Genomic DNA, 23,521 nt, shown 5'->3' with positions numbered 1-23,521 from the left:
ATTGTGCCTATTTTTATCGAGGAATCCATGACTGATCCGTAAAAACCATTTGCCAAATTTTCAAACTCGATAATTCCCCCCTCCCCTACAAATCCGAATTTTTTCACAGCTTCGGGGAGGGATAGGGTGGGGGGGATTGCTTAACAAAATTTTCAAAGTTTGAACGTTAGTAGTACAGATAAGCACAGATAAAATTAATAAATTCTTAATAAAATTTTCAGAAATTGAAGGTTAGTAAGACAGAGAAAAGATTGAGCTCATTTGTTTTTTACTATGAAACTACGAAATTATTTTCTGTGTTCTCTATGGTTTCGTTGTTTCTCGAATCGTCCTCCGTCAAACGGCCACTCCCAATTCATCCGGACCACCAATCCTCCCCAGGATGGCCGAAGCTGCTGCCACAGCCGGATTAGCCAGATAAACCTCGCTCTCCGGATGGCCCATCCGCCCCACGAAATTGCGATTGGTCGTGGTCACAGCGCGCTCCCCCTTGCTTAAGATGCCCATATAGCCACCCAGACACGGACCACAGGTCGGGGTGCTGATGACCGCCAGGGCGTCCAGAAAGATTTCGAACAGGCCTTCTTTCAAAGCTTGCCGGTAGATCTCCTGGGTCGCCGGGATGATAATCAACCGCGTATAAGGTGCTCGTTTCCTCCCTTTGAGAACACGGGCCGCTGTGCGCAAGTCTTCCAAACGGCCGTTGGTACAGGAACCGATGACCGCCTGATCGATGGCCACATTGCCCACCGCACTGATGGGCCTGACATTGGAGGGCAGATGGGGGAAGGCTACCTGAGGTTCAATCCGGGTGACATCGATATCCAAGGTTTGAATGTACTTGGCCTCGCCATCGCTATAGTGAAATTTATAGGGGCGTTTGGCCCGGCTTTGCACGTATTCTTTGGTTAATTTATCGGGAGCTATAATCCCATTTTTTCCTCCGGCCTCGATCGCCATGTTGGCCATGGTCAGGCGACTATCCATGGAGAGATTGGCAATGGCCTCCCCGGTAAATTCCATTGCCTGGTATAAAGCCCCGCCCACGCCTATCTTGCCGATGGTGTAAAGGATTAGATCTTTCCCGTCCACCCAGGGGCGGCGCTTCCCCTGGTAGATTATTCTGATGGTTTCCGGCACCCGAAACCAGGCCTCGCCAGTAATCATGGCCGCAGCAAAATCCGTAGAGCCCACGCCCGTGGAGAAAGCGCCCAGCGCCCCGTAGGTACAAGTATGGCTGTCCGCCCCGATGACGAGGTCGCCGGGAAGGACAAGCCCTTGTTCGGGGAGCAGGGCATGTTCGATGCCCATTTCTCCTACTTCATAATAATGGGTTAAATTCTGTTCTCGGGCAAACTGGCGCATGAGCTGGCATTGCTGGGCCGACTTAATGTCTTTGTTCGGAACGAAATGATCGGGAATGAGTACGACTTTGTCCGGATCAAAAACTTTCGTGGCCCCGGCCCGGCGGAATTCCTCGATGCCGATGGGCGCGGTAATGTCATTGCCCAGAACCAAATCGACCCGGGCGTTGATCAGTTGCCCGGGTTCGACTTCCCGGAGGCCGGCATGTTCGGCCAGAATCTTTTCGCTAATGGTCATCGGTCGAATCATTTTCAAACTCCCTTGATACGCTTTTGGTACTCTAATTTATTCAGTCCATTGACATAGGCTTTGGCCGCTGCCATGATGATATCGGTATGGGCCCCTTGCCCGGTGACCCGGATTCCTTCTTCTTCCAGGATCACCATGACCTCCCCCTGGGCGTCCGTACCGCCGGTGATGGCGTTGACCAAAAACTTGAGTAGGTGACTTTTGGTCTTGGTAATCCTGGAGATCGTTTTGTAGGCCGCATCTACCGGGCCATCCCCAAATCCCGCCTCCTGATAGAGTTTCCCTCCGATCTCGATCTGAACCGTGGCTGTGGGTACAGTTACCGAACCGCTGACCACGGTGAGGTTGACCAATTTGAATTGGTCGGGAATGCGCAGAATTTCATCGGCAATAATAGCTTCCAGGTCTTCATCGAAGACCTGTTTCTTTTTATCGGCCACTTCCTTGAAGCGCTGGAAGGCCTGGTTCAGGTGGGCCTCGTTGAGTTCATAGCCCAGGGTCTTAATCCTCTCCCGGAAAGCATGGCGGCCCGAGTGCTTGCCCAGAACCAGAGTGGAATGGGAGATGCCTACGGATTCCGGGCGCATAATTTCATAAGTGGTCTTCTCCTTCAGGACTCCATCCTGGTGGATGCCGGCTTCATGGGCAAAGGCGTTAGCGCCGACGATAGCTTTATTGGGGGGGACAAGGATACCCGTAATGCCGGAGAGGAGTCGGCTTGTTGGGTAGATCTGCTCGGTTACGACTCCAACCTGGTAAGAGAAGAAATCGCGCCGCGTCTTCAAAGCCATAACGATCTCTTCCAAGGAAGCATTTCCGGCCCGCTCCCCGATTCCATTAATGGTGCACTCCACCTGGCGGGCACCATTTTCCACAGCCGCCAGGCTGTTGGCTACGGCCATTCCCAGATCGTTGTGGCAGTGAACGGACAGGATGGCTTTATGGATGTTTTTCACTTTTTGGCGGAGAAATGTAATCAATTTTCCGTATTCCGTGGGGATGATGTAACCCACAGTGTCCGGGATGTTGACGATGGTGGCGCCGGCTTCGATGGCCGCCTCGACGACCCGAGCCAGATATTCCGGGTCTGAGCGAGTTGCATCCTCTGCGGAAAATTCTACTTCCTGGGTATACCGCTTGGCGTAAGCCACGGCCCGGCCCGCTTCTTCCAAAACTTCCTCGCGGCTCTTGCGCAGCTTATATTGCAGATGAATATCCGAGGTAGCGATGAATACATGGATGAGCGGATTGCGGGCATATTTCAGAGCCTCCCAGGCCCGGTCGATGTCTCCCGGCGTTGTTCGGGACAAGCCGGCGATTTGCGGCTCCTGAACCTCCTGGGCAATGCGTTTAACCGATTCGAAGTCTCCCGGCGAGCTACTGGGAAAACCCGCTTCGATCACATCCACGTTCAAACGCTCGAGTTGGCGGGCAAGCATTATTTTTTCATCCAGATTCATGCTGGCGCCTGGGGACTGCTCCCCATCGCGCAGCGTGGTATCGAAGATACGAATTTTCTCCATGGCTGAAACCCTCTCTTAACTACGAAAAATGATATCAGGCCGCTCCTGCCTCTCCTGAGCCTGCATTTCTCCTCGCCCTTTCGAATTAAACGGCTTTTTCCTCCGGCAAAAGAGGCCTGGACGCACGCCGGCGGCGGAGGAATATGATGGCCATGATAGGGCCAGAGATGGCATAGATCAGAAAGAGGCCAAAGAGAGTGTATTCGGGTTCGTAGGCCACAACGATAATCAGCAGAATGGCGATCACCAGCCAGCGAAAAGGTTTACGACGGAAGAGCTCGATGTCCTTGAACCCATAATACTTCACCGTACTCACCATTAAAAAAGCCAAAATATAAGTGGCGATGAGGACCGTCAGGTGTTTACTGACCCCTATATCGCCCAGCTTGTAAAAGACCAGGATACCCGTGGCGATCAGACCGGCGGCTGCCGGTATCGGCAGGCCGCTGAAGTAGCGGCTTTCCACTGTATTCACCTGAATGTTATAGCGGCCCAGGCGCAGGGCTCCACAGACCACGTAGAGAAAAGCAGCCAGCCAACCCAAGCGCCCAAAAGGCTCAAGGGCCCAGGCGAAAACCAGCATACCCGGGGCGACGCCAAAGGCGATGACGTCGGCCAGGGAGTCAAATTCTACGCCGAAGCGGCTGGTCGTATTCGTATAGCGGGCAACCCTCCCATCCATTCCATCCAATAGGCCGGAAATCAAGATGAAGATGGCCGCTGCGTAAAAATCTTCTTGCAGGGTACGGAGGAGCGAGAAAAAACCACAAAAAAGGCTGGTGGCGGTGAAGAGGTTGGGGAGAATATAAATCCCCTTGCGCATGCTGTCGATTTTTTTTCTGCGTTCCTTCTTCTCCCGTCTCATATTAAGACCCCTAATATCGTTTGCCCGCCAAAAACTTTTTGGCCAATCTGGGCCTGAACGCGGGTGTTGGCGGGTAAATAGACATCCACCCGGGACCCGAAGCGGATCATTCCGAATCGGCAACCCCGTTCCACCACGTCTCCCTTCTTAATCCAACAGACAATCCGACGAGCGATTAAGCCGGCGATTTGGACGAACAACAAGCGCGTTCCATCCGGAGCTTCCATCAGCAGGGCATTCTGCTCATTCACAGTGGAAGCTTTATCTAAGTTGGCCCGGATAAATTTTCCCGTTTGATAGGAGGAATCGATAATGCGCCCAGTCAGAGGGATACGGTTTACGTGGACATTGAAAAGGGACATGAAGATGCTCACTTTGAGGGTTGGCCCTTTCAGCAAGTGTTCTTCCCAACAAGGTTCTACCTTGATGATTTTCCCGTCGGCTGGCGAAAGAACGGCCTTCTCTCCCGGAGGAATGGATCGCTCTGGGTCCCGGAAAAAGTAGATAACAAAAAGGGTGAGGAGAGAGAAAACCCCCGCTAAGGCCGTAAAGCACAGAATCCAAAGGATCAAAGAGAGGGTGGCCAAGGGGAGAATGAAAATAGCCCCCTCCTTGGCCACGGGGATTCTTAGGGTGGATCGGCTCACACTTTCCCCTTGGGTTTGATCCAGGGCATCATGGCCCGTAATTCCTTACCGACTTTTTCGATGAGATGCTCGGCTTCTTCCTTCTTCCGGGCATTGTAGATGGGCCGCCCGGCCTGATTCTCCAGGATCCAGTTTTTGGCGAAGGTGCCATCCTGAACGTCGCGGAGGAGTTTCTTCATGGTCTGGCGGGTTTCCTGGGTAATAACCTTGGGGCCGGCATAATAGTCCCCGTACTCTGCAGTATCGCTCACGGAATAGCGCATCCAGCTGAATCCTCCCTCATAGATCAAATCGACTATGAGTTTGAGTTCATTCAGGCACTCAAAGTAGGCAATTTCGGGCTGGTATCCAGCCTCCACCAGGGTATCAAACCCGGCTTTAATCAGCTCGGTGACTCCCCCGCAGAGAACCGCCTGTTCCCCCAATAGGTCCGTCTCGGTTTCTTCTTTAAAGGTGGTCTCGATGACCCCTGCCCGCGTACAGCCGATGCCTTTGGCATAGGCCAAAGCGGTTTCCTTTGCTTTCTTCGTATAGTCCTGGAAAATCGCCAGCAGGCCGGGAACTCCGGTGCCGGTCTCGAATTCCCGCCGGAGAATATGGCCCGGGCTCTTGGGGGCAATCATGATCACATCCACCTGGGGGAGAGGAACGATCTGATGATAATGAATGTTGAACCCATGGGAAAAGACCAGGGTCTTACCCGGTTTTAAATTGGGCTTAACGTCTTTTTGGTAGAGGGCAGCCTGAACATTGTCTTGGGCCAGAATCTGGATAAGGTCCCCCTGGGCGGAAACTTCCGCAGCCGTCATGGGCTTGAAACCGTGCTTCTTGGCCAAATCATAGTTCTCGGTTCCTTCCAGCTCGGCTACGATGACATCCACTCCGGAATCCCGTAAGTTCAGGGCCTGGGCGTGGCCCTGGCTGCCGTACCCGATAATGGCCACTTTTTTCCCTCGGAGTACGTTCAGGTCGGCATCTTTGTCGTAGTAAATTTTTGCCATGTAATCCCTCCTTAAAACAAGATAGTTTAACGCGTTGTTCAACTAGGAAGATTTTTGAAGATCTTTTTCCCGTATCCCACTCGCATTGGCTCCTTCTTTGCGGACCCGGGTGATCGCTACTTTTCCCGTGCGCACAATTTCCATGATGCCGATGGGAACGAGAAGGTCAATGACGGCCTGGATCTTTTTTTCATCTCCGGTAATTTCCAGGGTAAAGGATTTTGGGGAAACGTCCACCACCTTCCCCCGGAAAATGTCTACGATCCGTAGAACTTCAGCTCGCGAGGTCGTCTCGGCTGTTACTTTGATCAGGGCCATTTCCCGTTCCACATAATCAGAACCCGTAAGCTCGAGAACTTTGATCACGTTGACCAGTTTGTTCAGTTGTTTAATGATTTGTTCAACGATTTGGACGTTCCCGCGGGTGACCAGAGTCATCCGCGAAATCGACGGGTCTAAGGTCTCGGCCACATTTAGGCTCTCGATGTTAAAACCCCGGCCACTAAAGAGCCCGGAGATCCGGGAGAGGACTCCCGGTTCATTATCCACTAAAACCGATATAACGTGTCGCATTTTCCCCTTATACCAGAAGCATTTCGGTCAAGGCCGCGCCAGCCGGAACCATGGGATAAACACATTCGTCCCGATCCACTACGAAATCCATAACCACGGGCTGGCGAATCGCCAGGGCCTCGCGGATGACCGGTTCAACTTCTTCCGGCTTGGTTGCCCGCAGGCCAACGGCCCCGTAAGCTTCGGCCAGCTTGACGAAGTCAGGAGCGACCTCGAATATAGTTTGGGAATAGCGCTGCGCGCAGAAAAGCTGTTGCCATTGGCGCACCATACCCAGGCAGTGGTTGTTCAACACCGCCACCTTCACCGGAAGTTTATATTGAACGGCCGTGGCCAACTCCTGAATGTTCATCTGGAAGCTTCCGTCGCCAGCGATATCGATGATGGTTTTATCCGGGAAGGCCACCTGCGCGCCAATGGCTGCGGGGAAACCATAACCCATTGTGCCTAACCCGCCAGAGGTGATCAACGTACGTGGCTGGGTAAAGGTAAAAAACTGGGCCGTCCACATCTGATTCTGGCCTACTTCCGTGGTGATGATGAAGTTGCCCCCCGTGATTTCTTGAGTAATTTCGTTGATCTTTTTTACAACGAATTGGGGTTTAATGCAGGGGCCGGATTTATAAGTTAAAGGGGATGTTTTTATCCATTCCTCAATCTGCTTCAACCAGTCCACCCGCGCTTGGAGCCAATCCTGAGCGGGTTCTTCCTCGAAGAATTTGAGCATCGCTTTGAGGACATTCTTGACATCGCCAACGATGGGAATGTCCACAAGAACATTCTTGGAGATGGAAGTGGGGTCGATGTCGATATGGATTTTTTGAGAGCGGGGAGAAAAGGTTTCCACCTTACCCGTTACCCGGTCGTCAAACCGGGCCCCAACCGCAATGAGCACATCACAATGGGTGATGGCCATATTGGCCTGAAAGGTTCCATGCATTCCGAGCATACCCAAGAAGAGAGGGTTCGTTCCCGGGAAGCCTCCCAATCCCATGAGGGTCGTCGTTACAGGAATGGAAAACTTTTGGGCCAAGGAAGCAAGTTCTTTGGAAGCGTTGGAGAGGATGACTCCCCCACCGGCATAAATCAAAGGCTTTTGGGCTTGAGCGATGAGTTTTACCGCTCTTCTGATCTGTCCGGGATGACCCTGGTACGTTGGATTATAGCTGCGCATCTTGACCTTGGCAGGGTAGGCGAACTCCGTACTGTCGGCCATTACATCTTTGGGTAGATCCACAAGGATCGGGCCGGGCCTTCCTGTCCTGGCCAAGTGGAAGGCCTGTTTAATGATCGCAGCCAGGTCCTTGACGTCTTTGACCAGGTAATTGTGCTTGGTACAGGGACGGGTGATGCCGACAATGTCTGCCTCCTGAAAAGCATCGTTGCCGATGAGCATGGTGGGCACTTGACCGGTGAAGACCACCAGAGGAACAGAATCCATGTAGGCGGTGGCGATGCCGGTTACGGCATTGGTGGCGCCGGGGCCGGAAGTCACCAGGCAAACCCCCACTTTGCCCGAAGAGCGGGCATACCCATCGGCCGCATGCACGGCTCCCTGTTCATGGCGCACAAGGATGTGGCGGATTTCTTCGGAATATTTCAACAGCGTGTCGTAAATGCTTAGGACAGCTCCTCCGGGAAATCCGAAGATTGTATCCACCCCTTCCAGCTTCAGACTCTCAAAGAGAATTTCCGCTCCCGTTTTCTTCAAAACTTTACCCCCGTGCGCCCTGGGATCGGTATTTAGCGAGAATGGCCTCGATCCGATCGCGGCCAGCGAGTTTCAATTTTTGGATTTTTTTTCGTTCCACTTCTTCCTCAGGCGTGAGGTACAAATGACGGCTCAGTTCCGCAAGTCTGCGTTCAAATTCTTCGTGCTCATCCATATCTCGCTTCAGCTCGGGGTCGCTGGAGATGTACTTCTGGACGAGTTCCAGGTCACGCTTCTCCATCGCCTCTCCTCCTTTTCAAAAAATAGCAATCGATTGCAAGAATGAAAGTAAAATCTTATACTAAGAAAGCCCATTTGTCAAATCTGGGGACCTAAGGTTTAAGCCGCCAGGCCCATTGAACCCTCAACACTTAATACTCATTCCCGGAGGTACCATGAATTCCGTTAAAAGAGAAAAAGATTTAACCTGGGAGCCTCATCCCTTTTTGCCCATTCAGATCAAGCTGCTGGTTACCCGGAAATTGGATCAGGCCGATGTGACCTGCTTCCTGGTTAAAATTCCCGTGGGCAAGGAGATCCCCGAGCATACCCATGAAATCCAGGAGGATATAATTTTCCTCCTTTCCGGAAAAGGAAAAATGTGGATTGATGGCATCGGAGATTTCGACATCGAGAAAGGCACTTTTGTCCGCGTCCCTAAAAATACCCGGCACAGGATCTATGATGTCACCGAGGAGATTTTGAATTACGATGTCTTTGCTCCCCCGTTATTTTAGTTCGGAGTAGGGTATGCAACTGATCTCGGCAATCACCTGGTCCATGGCCGCGGCCGGATCTTGGGCCAAGCGAACAGGGCGGCCGATGACGATATAGTCCGCTCCGGCGGTGATGGCTTCCTTGGCGGTCATTACCCGTTTCTGGTCATCTTGGCCGGGTGCGGCAAACGCCGGGCGGATCCCGGGGGTCACGATGATGAATTGCGGGCCACAGCGCTGGCGTATGGAAATGATTTCCTGGGGCGAGGCAACAACTCCATCGATTCCTGCCTTTTGGGCTAATTCTGCCAGGTGGACGACGTGCTCCGATACCGGCCCGATCCAACCTATCTCTTTGAGGTTCTCTTCATCCAGGCTGGTAAGAATGGTCACGGCTAAGATTATGGGCCTGGGCCGATTCAACTTTTCGGCCATATTGCGGCAACGCTGTGCTGTTGCACGCATCATTTCCATCCCGCCGGTGGCATGAAGGTTGAACATTGGCACACCCAATTTGACGGCTTCTTCCGCTGCCCGGGCTACTGTGTTGGGGATATCATGGAGTTTCAGGTCGAGAAAAACATCCCCGCCTTCTTCTTGAACCGCTTTTACCGCCTCTGGGCCGAAGGCAGTGAAAAGCTCCAGTCCAACCTTGAACAACCCTACCCGGTCTTTCAGCAAGCCCACGAAACGCCGCACTTCTTCTAAAGTGGCCACATCGAGGGCAAAGATAATCTTTCTGCGAACGGCTTCCCTCATTTTCCTTCCTCGTTTTTTTCCTGCGCAATTCTCCCTTTGGGTTTTGCCAGGGTCACTTTGCCGGCGGCGATTTCCCGTAGGGCGCAGACAATTTCTTTATTGTCCGTTTGCACCCGGGGTTTAGACCCCTTGAGCAATTGTTTCGTTCGGGTGGCTGCCAGCTGCACCAGATCGAAACGATTGGGTACCTTTTTCAAACAATCTTCTACCGAAATTCGAGCCATTTTCCCCTCCTCTTGGGACGTGGATTATCCGAATTTTCAGGATTTATTTAGCGGTAAGTATTTCATCTAAGAACTCGCTCATCCTTTCTCGCCGACAATGTTCTGCCAGGATGACGGCTTGCAATTGTTCCTGGGCTTTTTCCAGTTCATCATTGACGATCAGGTAGTCATACCAATAAGCCTCAGCCATTTCGGCCTTCGCTTTCCTCAGGCGCTCCTCCATGGCCGCTTTCCTTTCGGTTCGGCGGTTGGACAACCTCCGTTCCAATTCCTCTAAGGAAGGAGGAAGGAGGAAGATGAAGGCCCCTGGCAACTTTTTATCGTGGATCTGCTTTGCCCCCTGTCCATCTATATCCAGAATAACATCCCGGCCTTCCTCCAAGACTTTTTCCACAACAGCCCGAGATGTGCCGTAGCGATGGCCATAAATCTCCGCCCATTCCACGAATTCGCTACGATCGATCATTTGCTGAAATTCTTGGGGGGAGATGAAATGGTAATCTTGACCGTTTTCATCACCGGGGCGTTGTTGGCGAGTGGTGTGAGAGATGGAGTAATGAAGACCAGGAAAGATTCGGGTCATCGCCCGGCAGAGGGTCGTCTTTCCCGTCCCCGAGGGTGCGGAAACTACAAACAGCAATCCTTTATTCATTTTCTTGGTCATTAAAATCTTCCCGCAGTGCACGCGGAGAACGCAGGAGAAACAGAATGGGTTCGGAGTTCAGATATTGGAGTTCGGAGCGAGACCATTAACTCCGAACTCCAAACTTTTTTATCTCGGTGATCTCTGTGCCCTCTGCGGCTAATAATTATTCCACGTTCTGAACCTGCTCGCGTATCTTCTCCAGCTCACTTTTAATTCCCACGGCCAACTGGGCGATCCCCGCATCGCTGGCTTTCGAGCCTATGGTGTTAGCTTCCCGATTGATTTCCTGGAGGAGAAAATCTAACTTTCTCCCCATGGGTTCAGGACGGTCCATCATTTCCCGAAACTGGCTGAGATGACTACCAATACGCACCAACTCCTCATTGAGGTCGCTGCGTTCAGCCAGGTAGGCCACTTCCTGCGCCAGGCGAGCTTCATCGATTTGTAGTCCTCCGCAAAGCTCCTGAACTCGCTGGGCCAGTCGGTCGCGGCAAGCCCGCAGCGCCAACGGGGCTTTTTCTTCAATTCCCTGTAACATTTCTTCCACGGTTTTCAGCCGGTTCAAGAAATCTTGGCGGAGCATCAGGCCTTCCTCGCGGCGCATGTTTTCCAGTTGGCCCAGCGCCCCTCCCAGGGCTTCCTGTAAAGCGGCCCATTCTTTTTCTAGGTTCGTTTCCACCTCTTTCCGAGTGAAAATCTCTTTGAAGTTGGATAGGGTTTCTATGCGGATCTCCCCAGGGATTCCCAAATTTTCCTGCAAAGCCTTTAAAGCCAGGTGATAATCACGGGCCAAGTTGAGGTCCAATTCCAACTTTTGTTCCACGGGGGAAGAGTCGCCGATTTGCACAAATACCTCGATCCGTCCCCGGGAAACCCGTTGTTTGACGTAATTCCGTATCTGCCCCTCCAGAGCGTTCAGCCTTCGGGGAAGGTGCGGTAGAATGTCGCAGTAGCGGTGGTTGAAGGACTTGACCTCCACTTCCACCCGTTGCCCTTCTCCCTGCCATTCACCCCGACCATAACCGGTCATGCTTTTAATCATAAATCCACCTTAAAGGGTTTAAGGAATTTTAAATTTTAGATTGCGGATTGCAGATTTTTTTCATCCGGCTTCCCCAGGAGAATTGTTCTTGGCTCCTTGAACCCTTGGACCCTGGGCCTCTGGGTTTTTCAGCTGCCATAGGTAGCGCTTGCGCAGAAGATTGATCAGGCCGATTAATGGTTGGGAAGCATAATCCGGATAAGTCCAGGGCAGGGGGGTAAAAACCCCCTTTTGGAACCATAACGTTAAATCCCCGTAAATTCCCTGTCCGAGGTAAACCCTGTGGCTATAATCCTTCCCCGTGGCCAGGATAAACTTAGAAGCCGCCAAGTACCCTGGATCGATATTTACTTTCCGACCCCCCCGTTCGTTCAGGAACTTTGATTCCAGCGCATTCGTCCAGAGTTTTATTTCTGGCAACTGTTCGGGTGCAGTCAAGAGCCCAAAACCGGCCAACCTGCGTCTAAGGCCTCTGCCCATCTCCGGCTCGTAATAGGCGGTGAAGTCAAAGGGTAAAGGTTCGGTCAAAAAATCCACCGGCCCGTATTGCTGGTCGGCCTCTGAGATTGCCGAAGCGAAAGCTTTCTCTTCCGCCAAGATAAAACTCATCACTAACTTCACGGCCTGGGGGGAACGGGGCAAACTCACAACATATCCTCAGGGGTTGGAACCGACTCTCTTGCGCCTCTCCCGGATGCCATTTCTCACAGCATCTTCCAGTTCTGAAGCTTTGATGGTCGCTGTCCCAATTTCTCCCACGACGATTCCGGCGGCGATGTTGGAAAGTATCGCAGCTTCCTTGGCGGTGGCCCCACTGGCCATGGCCAGTGTTAGTACCGAGATTACCGTATCCCCCGCGCCGGTAACATCATAAATCTCTTTGGCCATCGTGGGGATGTGGATTACTTCTCCGTTGTGCTGAAAAAGGGTCATCCCTTTCTCTCCCCGGGTGATCAAAACAGATTGGACTTGCAACCGCTGAAGCAAGGTCCGGCCAACAGTCATCAGATCTTCCTCGCTCATAATCCAGCGTCCGGTTGCTTCCGCCGCTTCGTAATGGTTGGGGGTTATGATGGTTACTTCCCGGAAGAGAGGAAAATTCTTTACTTTCGGATCCACAGCTAAAATTTTCCCGGCTCTTTGAGTGAGGGAACGTACCCGCTCCATCAAAGGTTCACAAATGACCCCTTTCCCATAATCGGAGACCAGGACGGCATCTAATTCATTGATCCCCCCTTCCAACAGAGAAAGAATCTGTTGGATATTTTCCGGATGAATCGGCCGGGTAATTTCCCGGTCATAACGAACCACCTGCTGATGTTGGGCGATGATCCGCGTCTTCACGGTGGTAACTCTTTCTGGTTCGACGATGACTCCTTTGGTTTCCAGGCCCATCTTGTGCAGGTCGTGGATCACTTTCCGCCCCATCTCGTCATTGCCTACAATTCCCGCCAGTAAAACCTTCCCTCCGAGGGTGTGGATGTTGTTAACCACGTTCCCTGCTCCACCCAGACGCAAACTTTCGGAGGTCACGCTCACCACGGGGACGGGTGCTTCCGGAGAGACCCTGGAAACATTCCCCCAAATATATTCATCAACCATCAGGTCCCCGATGACCATAATCCGGGTATCTGGGAACTTGGAAATAAAAGGAAGTAATTCGTTATGATTCACCGCGCCTGCTCCTCTCTGACCCCGTTAGCGTAAGGGCTGATTCCACCCTTTGCAGCACTCTTTCTTTTCCCAGGAGAATAAAAATTTTTTCTAATTCCGGGCCGCGAATTTTTCCCGTCAAGGCCGCCCGCAAAGGCATGTAAAGGCCCCGTCCAGAAAGATTTACCCGCTTGGCCAGGCTGGATACGATCCGTTTATAATTGCTGGCGTTGACCTCTTCAACGGTTCGCAGTTCATCTTTCAGCGCCTGGAGTACCTTCCCGCTTTCTTCTTTTTGGAGAAGGTTTTGGGCTTCGGGCTCCACCTTCCAACCCTCATCGCTAAAAATCGATAAGTGCTCGTCGAGCTGGGAGAGGTTATCCACCTCCTCCCAGACTACTTCCAGGGCGGATTTCCACCATGACTCCCCCATTTTTTCAACATTTATACCTTTTTTTTGCAAAAATGGCCAGGCCAACTCCAGCTTTCTCTCCTCCGCAAGACTTTTCAAATGGTTCCGGTTTACCCACTTTAACTTCTCATAATTGAAGATTGCGGAACTGCGGGATACCCGTTCCAGAGAAAAATTTTTGATCAGTTCTCCCAAGCTAAAAATCTCTTGGGCATCTTCGCAAGACCAGCCCAGTAAAGCCAAGCAATTGGCCAGGGCTTCGGGCAGATAACCCTCCTCCCGAAAATGAGCTACGGTTGTAGCTCCATGGCGTTTGCTCAAAGGGGTTCGGTCTGGCCCCAGGATTAAAGGAAGGTGGGCGAATTGGGGGGGAAGAAATCCCAAAGTCTTATAGAGGAGAAGTTGACGGGGGGTGTTCGTTAGGTGATCTTCCCCCCGAATGACATGGGTAATGGCCATCAGCCCGTCGTCTACTACCACGGCGAAGTTGTAAGGGGCTCCCCCATCGGAACGCAAAATAATGAAATCTCCAATCCTTTGGCCATCAAAAGACACTCGCCCTTTTACCAGGTCTTGAAATTCAATGGTCCGGGCCTCCACTTTAAACCGCAAAGAGGCAGGACGGCCGGCGGCAGAAAGCGCCTGCTCTTCTTCCGGAGTTAAATTCCGGCAATGGCCATCGTATAGGGGAGGAATCCCTTTGGCCAAAGAGCGCTTTCGCTTTTCCTCCAATTCTTCCAACGTACAATAACAGCGGTAGGCCTTCCCTTTTTCCAGAAGTTCCCCAGCATACCGCCGGTACACCCCCAGGCGTTCGGACTGGCGGTAAGGTCCATAAGCCCCGGGCTGGCCTGGCCCCTCGTCCCAGTCGAGCCCCAACCAGCGCAGGTCCTGCAGAATAGCACTCTCGGCTTCAATGGTGGAGCGCTCCAGGTCCGTATCCTCCAGGCGTACGATGAAAGTTCCCCCCTTCTGCCGGGCAAAAAGGAAGTTAAAAAGGGCCGTACGGGCATTTCCCACGTGTAACAGGCCGGTAGGGCTGGGAGCAAAACGAACGCGGATACGATCTTCCATAGTCAATACAGTGAATAGTTAAGAGTGATGAGTGACCAGTAAAAAAATAAAAAGGTTTTAACTCGTAACTTTTTACTCGAAACTCTAAACTTTTTTTAGGAGCACGATGGCATAGGCAACGATACCTCTTCCTTCACCTACAAATCCCAAACCCTCGGACGTAGTCGCTTTGATGTTGACTTTCCCCTCGGAAATGTTCATGGTTTCAGCGATCTTGGTCCTCATCTGGGGAACGTAAGGCATGATCCGGGGTTGTTCGGCAATGACCGTGGTATCGAGGTTTTCCACAGTTAAGCTCCGCTCGGCCACCATCGAGGCCACGATGTTGAGCAACTTTAAGCTGGAGATTCCCCGGAATTGAGGGTCGGTGTTGGGAAAGTGTTTCCCGATATCCCCTTCGCCCATGGCTCCCAACAGCCCGTCGCAAACAGCATGCAATAGAACATCGGCATCCGAATGCCCTTCAAGTCCTTTTTCGTAAGGAATTTCCACTCCCCCCAGGATCAGCCTTCGGCCTTCGACGAGCCGATGGATGTCGTAACCAAAACCAATTAGCATCAAAACTCCAAAAAAAAGTTTAAATGTAATAGGACGCAGATTTTCGCAGATAACCACAGAAACAAAAAAGACGCTATGCGCATAGCGCTAAGCGATTTTCTGGGTGAATCCGTGTCCAAAAAGCAATTTCCTATACAATCGAGTTGCGGGTTGCGGGTTTCAAGTTAAAAATAGAAGAATAACTGAATTTAGGCATGACTCGCAACTCACAACCTGCAACTTCCAACCTGAAACCTGTAACCCGAAACTCGCAACTTGAAACTTTATTTTAAGTATTGCAGCAACGCTTCCCCTAAGATCAGGTCTTCAGGCGTCGTGATCTTAAAATTAAAGCGGGAACCTTCGATCACCCGTACTGGAATTCCCAACCGCTCCACCAAAGAAGCATCGTCGGTCCCGCAAAACCGTTCTTCTCGGGCTTTCTCATGGGCGCTAAGGATCAAGCTGTACTCGAAGGATTGGGGGGTCTGGATGATCCAAAGGGAGCCGCGATCCACTGTTCTTAAAACTTCCTTTTCCAGGGAAACTTCCTTGATGGTCTCCCCGGCAGGTAGCGCCGCAGTTACCGCTTTCCAGCGGCGGGTTTCAGATAGGGCTCGCTCGATTAACTCGGGAGGAACAAAAGGCCGGGCCCCGTCATGGATAATGACCCAATCCGCGTTTCCCGCGATGGCTTTCAACCCCAAAAAAACCGAATCTTGCCGTTCCTCCCCTCCGGCCAATACTCTCTGAACCTTCTTGAGCTTTGAGCGGCGCCCAATTTCATCGGTCCAAAAGGAGACTTCCTTCGGGGGAACCAGCGGTAAAATCTCATCCACCTGCGTGCAGCCTTCGAATTTTTGGAGAGTGTGCCATAAGAGAGGAATTCCTCCTAAAGAAAGAGAGGCTTTGGGTATTTCCTTGCCCATCCGCCTCCCCCGGCCCGCTGCTGGGATTAAGGCCACTACGCGCATCATCTGCCTATTTTCCGTAGCCCGGCGAGGGGGAACCCTCGAGTGGCCACTCAACGACTCGCCCCGTGGGCATAAAGAAAACCCAGAATTTCCGAGGGAAATTCTGGGTAATTCTCCCCCTAAGGGTATTTATCAATGGTTAAAACTTTGATAAAAATTCTCCGGGGCGTCTTCTTTCAAGAGGGTGAAAATCATCCGCCCAGCAGTGGTCTGGAGTACGCTGGTTACGGAAACGTCAACATTCTTGCCCATATAACGCCGGGCGTTATCCACCACCACCATAGTTCCATCATCCAGATAAGCCACGCCTTGTCCGGGTTCTTTCCCTTCTTTCAAAATTTTCACATTCATGATTTCACCAGGGAGAACGACCGGTTTCAGAGCGTTGAAGAGCTGGTTGATGTTCAGCACCGGAATTCCTTGCAGTTCGGCTACCTTGTTGAGGTTAAAATCATTGGTAATGATTTTGGCATTTGTATCCTTGGCCAAGGCGATCAACTTGGCGTCTACTTCCTGGATTTTGGGGTAGTCCTGATCGACGATTTTGACTTCCAAATTGTTTTGCTTTTGAATTCTATTCAAAACATCCAGGCCCCTCCGCCCCCTTCCGCGCTTTAAAGGATCCGAGGAGTCTGCGATGTGGCGCAATTCTTGGAGGATAAATTGGGGAATGATAAACGTCCCTTCCATGAATCCCGTATCACAAATATCCGCGATGCGTCCATCGATGATTACGCTGGTATCCAGGACTTTATGCCCGTTGCTTCCTTGGGGTACTCCTTTGGAGAACCAGGAAATTTTTGTTGGTTCAAACTCTTTCCCCTTTTTGATCCCCAAGATCAAACCCAGGTAGCCGAGGGCACTATTAATGAGAACATACGCTGAAAAATTAACTTCCAGCCGCTCAAAGAGGCCGGTAAAGAAGGCGCTGGTCAAAAGGTTGGCTAGCATCAAACCCAAAACCAACCCGATGGCCCCACCGACGACCACTTTCAGCGGCATCTGTTTAATGCCGCGTTCGAATAAAATCACGAGAATCCCGATGAATAAGCCGATCCCCATCCCCCATAAACTGGACTCCGGGAGCTGGGAAACCTGCTGCCCCAGAAAAAAACCACTACTGCCAGTGGCCATTAACAGCAAGATCCGCAGGATAAACATCCCCACCTTTTCTCACCTCCTTTCTTCGTGGAATTTTTGAATAGAAGAGCTGATTTTCAGATATTGAAGATGCTCAGGAGGCGAAGACGAACTTTATCTTCGGCCATGTTTTTGGCGATGGAGAGCTCCTTGACCAGAAGGTTCTGGGCCAGGTCGAGCATTTGTCGCTCTCCAAAGGAAAGGGCTTTGTCGTTTTTCAAGTGAACCAGATCCCGTAAAACTTCGGCTACTTCAAAAACCGATCCGGATTTGATTTTTTCCATATACTCGCGGTATCGGCGATTCCAGGTCTGGCAATCAATCTTCCCGTTTCTTTCGGAAAGAATGCGGAAAACCTTGGGAACTTCCTTTTTATCGATGATCCCCCTCAGCCCAACACTTTCGGCATTGTCAGTGGGAATCATAATGGTCATCTCTTTCTCTAAAATTCTCAAAACATAGAAGGTTCTTTTATTTCCCGAGATCACTTTACATTTAATGTCTTCGATAATTCCCACACCATGCGCAGGATAGACCGCCTTATCGCCAATCTTAAACATTTCCCCGCCTCCCTGCTATCTATCTTATTTATGATTTTAGCACCTCTAAGGTACTTAAGTCAATATTATTCTGGTCCTGTCTTACCATCCTTCACTTTTCATTTTCGTTCATAAATTCGGGGAGATTGGCCAGGACCACCCGAAGAGCCCCGTTCTTCCACCTAAGCAACAATAAAAGGTAATTGGAAAAAATTAAGAGTGGTAAGGTTATTGACGGGCAATTTGACCCCCGGTTAGGGCAAGCGGGTAGGGGAAAAAGAAAGAGATGGATTATTTTAGGGAGGGATGGATTCTTGGGTGCGAAAAGGGGTATATATTGCCTTTAAAATTCGTCGGAAGTGAATTTTTTAATTTCTTCCAAGCTGAAAACAGGCCCATCTTGGCAAACATAGAGAGGGCCTATGTTGCAGCGGCCGCATTTCCCCAGGCCGCACTTCATCTTCATCTCCAGGGTGGTCCAGACCTGAGATGGAGTAAAACCGAGTTTTTCTAAGGACTTAAGGGTATAACGAATCATGATCGGCGGGCCGCAGGTGATGGCCATCGTTTCCTTGGAAGAAGGCTTGATTTCCTCCAGGACCATGGGCACCAAACCTACTTTCCCCTTCCAATTGTCATCACCGACATCAACGGTTGTAACCATTTCGAGGGAAGGATTACCCCCCCAGCTTTCCAGGTCGTATTGGAAACAAAGATCTTGCGGACTTCGGGCGCCATAAAGAATGGTGATTTCCCGGTAATCCGCTCGGGTGTCCACAACATTATGAATCAGCGAACGGAGGGGGGCCATGCCGATCCCCCCGCCAATGAACAAAAGGTTTTTTTCTTTGAGCTTATCCAAAGGAAAATGGTTTCCGTAAGGCCCCCGAAAACCTATGGTATCGCCCTCGTTTAATTGGTGGAGGGCATGGGTCACCCGGCCCACTCGTTTCACACTGAACTCCAGATGGCTCATCCGGGTGGGGCTGGAAGAAATGCAGAAAGTAGCCTCCCCCTCCCCGAAGACGGAATATTCGGCAAATTGGCCGGCCACAAATGAAAAACTCTCCCGCAGGGAGGCCTCTTGGAATTGAATGTGAAAAGTTTTGGTGTCCCCAGTTTCGGGGACGACTTTGATGATCTCCATGAGGTAAGGCTGATAAATGTTTTTTCCCTGGACTTGCTCGTTCATCGGATCCCTCTTCGTCTGATTCACCGGGCGATTGCCAGCAAAACTTCCCGCAGATCAAGGTTAACCGGACAATGAATTACGCAGCGCCCGCAACCCACGCAGGCTACGGTCTGGAAGTTTTGGTAGAAAAAGTTAAACTTGTGGTTCACCCTCTGGCGGTAACGCCGCCACTTTTCCTCCCGGGGGTTGTGTACGGCCATTTTGGTAAAACCCGGGAAGGCGCAGCTATCGAAGCAGCGGAAGCGAACTCCCTGGCCAGGCATCTGCAGGTCACAGAGGTCGAAGCAGTGGCAGGTGGGGCACAGGTAGGTACACACCCCGCAATTGATGCACTTATCCGAAACCCGCCTCCAGAAATCTTCATCCGGGAAGCGCTCCCCGGCCCCGGCCTTCACCCTTTCTAAATCAAAGAGGGGTTTATCCCTTCTCCCCCGAATTTCCCTTTGTCCCGCATTCCATTCCTTCTCAGAGGATTCCTCAAATAAGTCTCCGGCTCCTGCCAGATTTTTGCCTTTTTCCGTGACAACCTTGACTAAATATCCTCCCGGAATTTCCCTGAAGAATAGGTCCACGTCCGCTGAATCTTGAGGGTCAATACCCATCTCTTCGCAGAAGGAACCTTCGCATTGCGCTTGGCAGGCCTGCCCCAAAAGAAGGGTGCGCAAGAGATTCTGGGAATAAAAAACATCCTGATAATCTTTCAAGAAAACTGGTTCAAGGATGCGTAACGCCCTAGCGTCACAGGGCCTCAAGCCCAAGATAGCCCGTTGGCCATCCGGAGGGGGGGTGGAGCTTAACTGCAGCGAGCTGTCAGATGACCTCCAGCCGAGCAAGGCCTGCAGGGATGGAAAAAACAAACTCTTGGGTGATATACGGGAATTAAAGTAATGCTGAGGGAGGGTCTGAAGGTCGGAAAGAGTGTAAGTCCACACGCCGTCCACCTTGGCCGGTGTTAAGACTTCAGCCTGGGCTTTCAATCCGTCCAACCATTGAATCAATTTTTTGGGGGTAATTTTAAGGTACATTTTGAACCTTCGTTCACTTGATGAAATCATCGGGGTCTTCCTGGCGGTACGTTCGGAAAGGAAGAGCTTTGTCCAAATCCACACCGGCAACAAAATCAAAGAGCTCCCGGAGATCCTCGGCCATCTTTTCATTGAGCTTCATTAAAGGGATTTCCATGGGGCATACCCGTTCACACTCTCCACAGGATACGCAGGTTCCAGCGACGTGCATCAGGCGCATCAGGTGAAATACGAAATTATCCCCTTTTGACGGCAAGGGGGAAACCCACTGAGGCATATTCTCTTCCACCAGGCAGCGGGGGCAGAAACAGGCCGGGCAAACATTGCGGCAGGCATAGCAACGGATGCACCGTTCAAACTGCCCCGACCAGAAGGCCCATTTTTCCGCGATAGGTTTGGGGCGGAGATCGTCCGGGGAGCGGGTTATTGGGGATACTGGCGCAACGTAATCTCCAGAAAGAAGGGCATCGAAGATCAGGGGTTGGGGATAATGGCAAGCAAGGCATTTTTCCATAAGGGCCTGAATCTTCGGCAAGGTTTTTTCTTGCCCGCTGACCCGGATCACAATCTCCTGGCCCCGCCGGTTGATTTCTTCCAATTCCTCGATCGCACAAGAGGCGGCAGCAGCAACTCTCTTGGGATCGATCTGACCCGGACAAGGAATGCCCACGATATAGAGATCTTCCCGTTTTACTTGTCCTTCTTTGATGAGAGAAACCAGAGATCGGCTGTCGCATCCTTTCGTCAAAATACCCACCCGCCCTTTGATCTCTTTCAGGTAAAGAGCCAGGTTGGAATGGAAAAAATCGTCCACCACAAGTCCCTGCAGGTCCTCCTCTTGGTGGGCAATTAAAGGGGTCGTCTTGAACTTCACCGTCCCTTTCTGGTAAGCGAGGAAATGATCCACCCTGCCTTCTTGGAAAAGACTTTTTACCAGACCGACGAGGTCCTCTTTTTTGATTTCAGGGATTGGTGCGGACATATCTGTTTTCCATCCTATTCATGGGCGCTCGCCGCCCCTTTCGCGGTTTGTCCTCCCTGGGGAAGCCGGAACAATTCGTTGGGCCCAAGGGCTTGCACATCGGCCACCACTTTGCTCACCACCTTAGCAAACTTGTCCCCTTCCGAAGCCGAAATCCAGGAAAATTGAACGCGCCTGGGATCGATACCTACATACTCTAAAAGCCTGGCGAGGATGGCAAATTTTCGGCGGGCATTGTAATTTCCTGCCGTGTAGTGGCAATCTCCGGGATGGCATCCCGAGACCAGCACCCCATCCATTCCGGAACGAAGGGTTTTGAGGATAAATAACGGATTGACCCGGCCAGAACAGGGGACGCGCAAGATGCGCACATTGGGGGGATAACTGGTCCGCGAAGAGCCGGTCAGATCGGCACCGGCATAACTACACCACCGGCAGAGGAAAGCCAAAATCTTTGGCTCCCATTTTTTTTCTTTCTCTTTCGTTTCCAGCTTTGCTCCCATGGACACCTCTATATACGGCGCAAGGTACAGGGTGCAAGGGGCAAGGAATTTTTGCCTATTACCTTATGCCTTGAGCCTTATACCTTAAACCCTAAAAATTACTCGCCAGTGATTCGATCTCCGAGAAAATCTGTTGATCGGTGTATCCCTTCAGGGTGATCGCCCCCGGGCGGCAGGAAGCCACGCAGGCCCCGCAGCCATGGCAAACCCCGTCGATCACGCGCATCTGTCTTTGAGTTTGGCCATCGGGCCTCTTCACCTCTTCCTCGACGATGGCGCTAAACGGGCATAGGTCTACGCAGGTTTTGCAGAGCGAGCACAGCGCCGGATTAATCTGGGCGGTCATCGGGTCGGAGATCAATTCCTCATTGGCAAAGAGGACGCAAACTTTCACCGAGGCCCCACTGGCTGAAGCTACGGAATCGGGTATATCCTTAGGGGCCTGACAGGCGCCGGTGAGATAGATGCCCGCTGTCACGTTTTCCACGGGCGCCAGTTTGGGATGCATCTCCGTAAAAAAGCGATTTTGATCGTACGGGATCCCCAACATTTGCGCTACTTTGATCGCATCGCTGCGGGCCACCAGGGCTGTGGCCAAGACCACCATATCCGCTTCGATTTCCACCTGGCTCCGTAAGAGCGTGTCGGCTCCGCGTACGATCAACTTGCCGTTTTTCTCAAAAATTCGCGAGACCCTTCCCCGAAGGTAGTTCGCCCCGTACTGTTCGATGGCCCGCCGGACAAATTCCTCATAATTTTTTCCTGCGGCCCGGATATCAATGTAGAAGACGTAAACCTGGGCATCGGGAATGTGCTCCTTGGTTAGGATGGCATGTTTGGCCGTGTACATGCAGCACATCTTGGAGCAGTAAGGGCGGCCTAAGTTTTCATCCCGGGAGCCCACGCATTGGATGAAAACAATGGTTTTGGGCTCTTTGCCATCCGAGGGCCGCTTTAAATGCCCCTCCGTCGGCCCGGAGGCATTGATCATGCGTTCGAATTGCAGCCCGTTGATCACATCTTTATACCGACCGCCGCCGTATTCACTGTAATCATTGGGGTCGGATAGATCGAATCCTGTGGCGGCGACAATGGCCCCGACTTTTTCCGTAATGATCTCGTCCGTCTGTTCGTAGTTAATCGCCTCCGCTGGACAGACTTTCTGGCATACTTTGCATTTCCCTTGGGTGAAAAAACGGCAATGGGCCCGATCGATGACCGGTACATTGGGTACGGCCTGGGGGAAGGGAATATAGATGGCTTTGCGTTTTCCCAGACCCAGGTCGAACTCGCTATCCACCCGGCTGGGGCATTTCTGCATGCATTCTCCGCAGCCCGTGCACTTGGACATGTCAACGGAACGCGCTTTTTTGCGGATCTTAACTTCGAAATTGCCCACGTACCCTTCGACGCTCTCCACTTCCGAGTAGGTTAGAATGCGGATGTTCGGGTTGCTGCGCACGTCCACCATCTTGGGCGTCAAAATACAGGCTGCGCAATCCAGGGTAGGAAAGGTTTTGTCGAATTGGGCCATCCGGCCACCGATCGAAGGCGCCCTTTCTACCAGGATCACCGGGTGGCCCACCATGGCGATGTCTAAGGCCGCTTGCATCCCCGAGATCCCCCCGCCGATGACCAGAGCTTTGCGCTCCAGGGGAATTCTTTTGGGGAAAAGAGGTTCGTTCATGCGAACCTTGGCCACGGACATTTTGATCAACTCGATGGCCTTGAGCGTGGCCTCGGCCCGGTCTTTGTGTACCCAGGAGCATTGCTCGCGGATGTTGGCCATCTCCATCAGGTAGGGGTTCAATCCCTCTTCTTTCACCGTATTCTGGAAAGTGCGTTCATGGAGAAGGGGGGAACAGGAAGCCACGACCACCCGGTCTAATTTGTACAGGCGAATATATTCCTTAATGATATTTTGCCCCGGGTCGGAGCACATGTATTTATAGTCGCGGGAGATGATCACTCCCTTCTCTTTGGACATCTCCTCTGCCACGTACTTGACGTCAACCGTTCCGGCAATGTTCGTACCGCAGTGACAGACAAAAACTCCGATTCGCGCCATCGTCTATTCCTTGTTTTTTTTGCCACAGAGAACACAGAGATCACAGAGAATAAGAATAATTAAAAAGCCAGTACCAAAACAAATAAATCAACGATCAGTCT

The 23,521-nt window shown here is 51.7% G+C and carries 25 protein-coding genes; 1 reads left to right on the top strand and 24 read right to left on the bottom strand.

The features are described 5' to 3' along the window. Positions 1–336 precede the first annotated feature (336 nt). The 8 genes from leuC to Q7V48_05005 form a co-directional block, all read right to left on the bottom strand. Entirely contained in the window at positions 337–1,614 is a 1,278-nt protein-coding gene (leuC, locus tag Q7V48_05040) for a 3-isopropylmalate dehydratase large subunit (protein ID MDO9210099.1), read from the bottom strand. Positions 1,615–1,616: 2 nt separating this feature from the next. Next, positions 1,617–3,137, bottom strand: a complete 1,521-nt coding sequence (locus tag Q7V48_05035) for a 2-isopropylmalate synthase (protein MDO9210098.1) — start codon at positions 3,135–3,137, stop codon at positions 1,617–1,619. Between the two features lie 85 nt (positions 3,138–3,222). Beyond that, positions 3,223–4,002 carry a CDP-diacylglycerol--serine O-phosphatidyltransferase gene (gene pssA / locus Q7V48_05030; protein MDO9210097.1) on the bottom strand — a complete coding sequence of 260 codons (780 nt, stop codon included), beginning with the start codon at positions 4,000–4,002 and terminating at the stop codon, positions 3,223–3,225. Beyond that, positions 3,999–4,649 (bottom strand): phosphatidylserine decarboxylase family protein, encoded by a 651-nt coding sequence (locus tag Q7V48_05025; protein MDO9210096.1) that lies wholly within the window; start codon positions 4,647–4,649, stop codon positions 3,999–4,001. The genes pssA and Q7V48_05025 overlap by 4 nt, the downstream gene beginning before the upstream one ends. Then, complete coding sequence (ilvC, locus tag Q7V48_05020) at positions 4,646–5,650, bottom strand: ketol-acid reductoisomerase (GenBank protein ID MDO9210095.1); 1,005 nt, start codon at positions 5,648–5,650, stop codon at positions 4,646–4,648. The genes Q7V48_05025 and ilvC overlap by 4 nt, the downstream gene beginning before the upstream one ends. 42 nt (positions 5,651–5,692) lie before the next feature. Beyond that, positions 5,693–6,223, bottom strand: a complete 531-nt coding sequence (gene ilvN / locus Q7V48_05015; GenBank protein MDO9210094.1) for an acetolactate synthase small subunit — start codon at positions 6,221–6,223, stop codon at positions 5,693–5,695. Between the two features lie 7 nt (positions 6,224–6,230). Next, positions 6,231–7,934 carry a biosynthetic-type acetolactate synthase large subunit gene (gene ilvB / locus Q7V48_05010; protein ID MDO9210093.1) on the bottom strand — a complete coding sequence of 568 codons (1,704 nt, stop codon included), beginning with the start codon at positions 7,932–7,934 and terminating at the stop codon, positions 6,231–6,233. A gap of 4 nt (positions 7,935–7,938) precedes the next feature. Continuing rightward, the gene (locus Q7V48_05005) at positions 7,939–8,175 is read right to left on the bottom strand and encodes a DUF465 domain-containing protein (protein ID MDO9210092.1); all 237 of its coding nucleotides are present in this window, start codon (positions 8,173–8,175) and stop codon (positions 7,939–7,941) included. 154 nt (positions 8,176–8,329) lie between these two features. Here Q7V48_05005 and Q7V48_05000 point away from each other — a divergent pair, with 154 nt between their 5' ends. Next, positions 8,330–8,671 carry a cupin domain-containing protein gene (locus Q7V48_05000; GenBank protein MDO9210091.1) on the top strand — a complete coding sequence of 114 codons (342 nt, stop codon included), beginning with the start codon at positions 8,330–8,332 and terminating at the stop codon, positions 8,669–8,671. Here the strand turns inward: Q7V48_05000 and pyrF are convergent. From pyrF to Q7V48_04920, 16 genes are all read right to left on the bottom strand, one after another. Beyond that, entirely contained in the window at positions 8,663–9,409 is a 747-nt protein-coding gene (gene pyrF, locus Q7V48_04995; protein MDO9210090.1) for an orotidine-5'-phosphate decarboxylase, read from the bottom strand. The two genes, Q7V48_05000 and pyrF, sit on opposite strands and share 9 nt — an antisense overlap. Next, a complete protein-coding gene (rpoZ, locus tag Q7V48_04990; GenBank protein MDO9210089.1) occupies positions 9,406–9,633 on the bottom strand; it encodes a DNA-directed RNA polymerase subunit omega in 228 nt (75 codons plus the stop codon). Before rpoZ ends, pyrF begins: the two co-directional genes overlap by 4 nt. A 43-nt stretch (positions 9,634–9,676) precedes the next feature. Next, the gene (gmk, locus tag Q7V48_04985; protein MDO9210088.1) at positions 9,677–10,297 is read right to left on the bottom strand and encodes a guanylate kinase; all 621 of its coding nucleotides are present in this window, start codon (positions 10,295–10,297) and stop codon (positions 9,677–9,679) included. 145 nt (positions 10,298–10,442) lie between these two features. Next, positions 10,443–11,321 (bottom strand): YicC/YloC family endoribonuclease, encoded by an 879-nt coding sequence (locus Q7V48_04980; protein MDO9210087.1) that lies wholly within the window; start codon positions 11,319–11,321, stop codon positions 10,443–10,445. Positions 11,322–11,381: 60 nt separating this feature from the next. Further along, positions 11,382–11,969, bottom strand: a complete 588-nt coding sequence (locus tag Q7V48_04975) for a DUF4416 family protein (GenBank protein ID MDO9210086.1) — start codon at positions 11,967–11,969, stop codon at positions 11,382–11,384. 9 nt (positions 11,970–11,978) lie between these two features. Then, positions 11,979–12,995, bottom strand: a complete 1,017-nt coding sequence (gene rfaE1 / locus Q7V48_04970) for a D-glycero-beta-D-manno-heptose-7-phosphate kinase (GenBank protein ID MDO9210085.1) — start codon at positions 12,993–12,995, stop codon at positions 11,979–11,981. Then, positions 12,985–14,460: a glutamate--tRNA ligase gene (gltX, locus tag Q7V48_04965; protein MDO9210084.1), complete on the bottom strand. Its 1,476-nt coding sequence runs from the start codon at positions 14,458–14,460 to the stop codon at positions 12,985–12,987. The genes rfaE1 and gltX overlap by 11 nt, the downstream gene beginning before the upstream one ends. Positions 14,461–14,544: 84 nt before the next feature. Further along, positions 14,545–15,018: a 2-C-methyl-D-erythritol 2,4-cyclodiphosphate synthase gene (gene ispF, locus Q7V48_04960; protein MDO9210083.1), complete on the bottom strand. Its 474-nt coding sequence runs from the start codon at positions 15,016–15,018 to the stop codon at positions 14,545–14,547. A gap of 263 nt (positions 15,019–15,281) precedes the next feature. After that, on the bottom strand, positions 15,282–15,974 hold the full coding sequence (ispD, locus tag Q7V48_04955) for a 2-C-methyl-D-erythritol 4-phosphate cytidylyltransferase (protein ID MDO9210082.1): 693 nt from the start codon (positions 15,972–15,974) through the stop codon (positions 15,282–15,284). Positions 15,975–16,103: 129 nt separating this feature from the next. Further along, complete coding sequence (locus Q7V48_04950; protein ID MDO9210081.1) at positions 16,104–17,132, bottom strand: TRAM domain-containing protein; 1,029 nt, start codon at positions 17,130–17,132, stop codon at positions 16,104–16,106. A gap of 56 nt (positions 17,133–17,188) precedes the next feature. Further along, positions 17,189–17,671: a CarD family transcriptional regulator gene (locus Q7V48_04945; protein ID MDO9210080.1), complete on the bottom strand. Its 483-nt coding sequence runs from the start codon at positions 17,669–17,671 to the stop codon at positions 17,189–17,191. Positions 17,672–17,993: 322 nt separating this feature from the next. After that, positions 17,994–18,842: an FAD/NAD(P)-binding protein gene (locus Q7V48_04940; GenBank protein MDO9210079.1), complete on the bottom strand. Its 849-nt coding sequence runs from the start codon at positions 18,840–18,842 to the stop codon at positions 17,994–17,996. A gap of 20 nt (positions 18,843–18,862) precedes the next feature. Further along, positions 18,863–19,897: a 4Fe-4S dicluster domain-containing protein gene (locus tag Q7V48_04935; protein ID MDO9210078.1), complete on the bottom strand. Its 1,035-nt coding sequence runs from the start codon at positions 19,895–19,897 to the stop codon at positions 18,863–18,865. Then, positions 19,881–20,849, bottom strand: coding sequence for a 4Fe-4S dicluster domain-containing protein (locus Q7V48_04930; protein ID MDO9210077.1), 969 nt, complete (start codon positions 20,847–20,849; stop codon positions 19,881–19,883). The genes Q7V48_04935 and Q7V48_04930 overlap by 17 nt, the downstream gene beginning before the upstream one ends. Positions 20,850–20,863: 14 nt before the next feature. Beyond that, positions 20,864–21,352: a hydrogenase iron-sulfur subunit gene (locus Q7V48_04925; GenBank protein MDO9210076.1), complete on the bottom strand. Its 489-nt coding sequence runs from the start codon at positions 21,350–21,352 to the stop codon at positions 20,864–20,866. Between the two features lie 91 nt (positions 21,353–21,443). Continuing rightward, entirely contained in the window at positions 21,444–23,420 is a 1,977-nt protein-coding gene (locus tag Q7V48_04920) for a CoB--CoM heterodisulfide reductase iron-sulfur subunit A family protein (protein MDO9210075.1), read from the bottom strand. Positions 23,421–23,521 lie beyond the last annotated feature (101 nt).

The organism is Deltaproteobacteria bacterium, from assembly GCA_030654105.1.
In the GTDB taxonomy this organism is placed as follows: domain Bacteria; phylum Desulfobacterota; class SM23-61; order SM23-61; family SM23-61; genus JAHJQK01.
The sequence above is the reverse complement of the archived record's forward strand: the minus strand, read 5'-3'. Positions and strand labels throughout refer to the sequence as shown.